Annotated in this window: 2 protein-coding genes; both read right to left on the reverse strand. The window is 74.7% G+C overall.

What is annotated here, in order from left to right; all coding sequences use genetic code 11:
* Positions 1 to 37 precede the first annotated feature (37 nt).
* Entirely contained in the window at positions 38 to 1,549 is a 1,512-nt protein-coding gene (locus J2W21_RS19715) for an HNH endonuclease signature motif containing protein (RefSeq protein ID WP_307116216.1), read from the reverse strand.
* Positions 1,550 to 1,644: 95 nt separating this feature from the next.
* Positions 1,645 to 2,184: a GNAT family N-acetyltransferase gene (locus tag J2W21_RS19720; RefSeq protein WP_307116217.1), complete on the reverse strand. Its 540-nt coding sequence runs from the start codon at positions 2,182 to 2,184 to the stop codon at positions 1,645 to 1,647.
* Positions 2,185 to 2,383 lie beyond the last annotated feature (199 nt).

The raw sequence follows: 2,383 nt of genomic DNA on the forward strand, positions 1-2,383 counted from the left end.
CAGTTCCTCCACGACCGCTTCAGCGGCCGGCTCAACATCAACGCTCATCGGGTACCTCCTCTGTCAGAGTTACACCGTTGAAAGTACAGTCCCCCGCGCTACAGGCCGGAGTGCCCGGTGGTTCCCCTCCCGTTGCCGGCCTGCCCGATGATCCCCGTGGTGGGTGGTCGGTGGTTCTGGGGGCGAGGATGTGGTCGCGTTCGAGGGGTTCGGCGGGGAGTGCCTGGCCGAGGAGGGTGGTCCAGATCAGGGCAGGGGTGGGTGTGGTGGTGCCTTCTGTGCCGTCGGTGTCCTGGGTGGTGTCCTCGTGGGTGAAATGGTGGAGGGCGAGGGATTTGAGGGCGTGGTGTCTGGGGCAGAGGAGGGCGAGGTTGGCGGCGTCGGTGGTGCCGCCGTCCTGCCATTCGGTGGTGTGGTCGGCTTCGGTGGTGTGGGCGGGGCGGGTGCAGCCGGGGACGCGGCAGGTGCCGTCGCGGTAGTTGAGGAAGCGTCGGAGGCCGGCTGGGGGCCGGTAGGCGGTGCGGCCGAGGGCGAGGGGGGTGCCGTCGGTGTCGGTGAAGAGGCGCTGCCAGGTGGGCGCGGCGGCGGCGAGGGCGCGGGCGGTGGCGGGGTCGATGGGGCCGTGGCCGTCCAGGAGGGCGGGGGCGTCGGAGGCTCCGAGGGCGACGGCGGCGGGGATGTGGACGACGATCTCGGCCTTGACGCCGGCGAGCAGTTCCTCGGGGGAGGGGACGGCCGCTGCGGGGGCCGCCGCGGTGCCTTCCGGGGCTCTGAGGACCGCGTGGGCGAGGGCGTCGGCGCGGAGCTGTGGGAGGGTGCGTGCCTCGCCGTCGGCGCGGTGGGCGGCGCGGGCGAGGGCATCGGCGCGCTGGTACATCCCGGTGGCGGTCTCGGCGGGCAGGAGTGCCGAGAGGGTGCACATGCCGTCGTCCTCGGGCTGCAGCCAGACCCGGCGGTCCTCGCGGGCGGTGGCGCGGCGGTGGGTGATGGAGCCGGGGTGGAGGCGTTCGCGCAGGTCGCGGGCGAGGGTGCGGAACTCGCCGGGGGTGCGCAGGCGGCCCTTGCGGGTGCGGGCGCGGGCGAGGGCCTCGAGGGCGTAGGGCTCGGCGGCGTGCTCGGGGAGGGTGGCGGCCTGGTCGACGAGGGCGCGGGCGTGGGCCTCGGTGATGTCGCCGGAGGCGAGGGCCTCGTGCACGGCGGGGTGGGTGTTGACCAGGGCGGTGGAGAAGTTCAGGGCCCGGGCGGCGGCGTGCTCGGAGGTGCCCTGCAGGGCGGCGAGCTCGGAGACGGCGACGGCGTGGGCGATGTGGCCGCCGAGGCGGGTGGGCTGGCCGTGGCGGCCCTCGAGTGGCTCCTCGGCGATCTCGGCGGCGAGCCGGTCGACCAGGACCGCGCGGAGGGCGGCGCTGTAGGCGTCGAAGTCGGCCAGGGCCCGCAGCGCCCGCGCGGTCCCGCCCGGGGCGGTCAGGGCCTCCGCGGCCAGCTCGAGGCCCCCGGCCAGCACGTCCGGGAACCGCGACGCGAAGCCCAGCTCCACCACCGCACCCACACCGCCACCCCCCAGTGCCCGTCTGGTCGAACCTCTTTTTTCGAAGATATGTTCTAATTTTAGTGGAAGGGCTCGCTGGCGTCCATGGCCTGTGCCTACGGTCTCGGCTGTCCTTCCGCTGGGATTCCGCGGATCTCGCGCCGCATGAAGACGCGCGGCCAGCGGGTGAGCCCGAGTGCGTCCTCCTCGGCACGGATCCGTGCGAGTCCCGGGCCCATCGCCTCGTCATCGATCCGCCGGAAGCCGAGGCGCCGATAGTACGGTGCGTTCCACGGCACCGAGGCGAACGTCGAGAGCGTCAGGGCCGGGATCCCGCGGGCCTCGGCCCACCCTGAAGCATGGTCCAGCAGCGCCCGGCCGACGCCCCGGCGTGCATGCGCAGGATGCACCGACACCTGCTCGATGTGCAGACAGCTGTCGACGAGCCGGGCCACGAGATACGCCACGGGCGTGTCCGCATCGTCGGCCGCGACCCACGCCAGCCCCTCCCGGTGGAACCCGAGGAGGGCGTCGGCAGAGGGCGGCTCGTCCTCTGCGATCTCGGCCATGCCGAAACCCCTGAAGGCCTCCCCGGCCTCCCGCTCGATGTCCCGGATCGCCTGCAGCTCGTCGCATCGGACCGAACGGATTCTCATCCCTCCATCATCGCCCGGACCGCGCCGCCGGCCGGCCGCAGGGCCCTCCCGGCGCAAACAGCGAAGGCGCGGGCGACCGGGGGGGGGGGCCCCCCCCCCGCCCCCCCCCCCCCCCCCGGCCCCCCCCCCCCCCCCCGCGGGTATACCGGAGTGGCCCCACGGCGCGCCCCCTGCGGCGCCCCCCCCCCCCGCGCCGCAC

Origin of the sequence: Sinomonas atrocyanea, assembly GCF_030811715.1 — a bacterium.
In the GTDB taxonomy this organism is placed as follows: Bacteria; Actinomycetota; Actinomycetes; order Actinomycetales; family Micrococcaceae; genus Sinomonas; species Sinomonas atrocyanea_A.

Coding starts and splice junctions, on each gene's coding strand:
- J2W21_RS19720 (WP_307116217.1), bottom strand. CDS start 2,184: ATGAGAATCCGTTCGGTCCGATGCGACGAGCTGCAGGCGATCCGGGAC.